Genomic DNA, 246 nt, shown 5'->3' on the forward strand with positions numbered 1-246 from the left:
TGACATTCAGCGATGGTAATTCAATTACAGTACCGAAAGGTAAAGACGGCATTTCAGTTACAGTTAAAGGTACAAGCCAAGATCCAAACGGTAATACAGTAATTGAATTCAGTGATGGCTCTAAAGTAACTGTTCAACGCGGTAAAGATGGCCGTGACGGAGTAGACGGTAAATCAATCACAGTGACAGGTCAAACAATCGATCCGAATGGTAACACAGTAGTGACATTCAGCGATGGTAATTCAA

The 246-nt window shown here is 41.1% G+C and carries 1 pseudogene; it reads left to right on the forward strand.

What is annotated here, in order from left to right:
- Window positions 1–246: pseudogene (locus HMPREF3031_RS13925) on the forward strand (hypothetical protein); the annotation flags it as partial.

Source organism: Staphylococcus sp. HMSC072B07, from assembly GCF_001815505.1.
Lineage (GTDB): Bacteria > Bacillota > Bacilli > Staphylococcales > Staphylococcaceae > Staphylococcus > Staphylococcus simulans.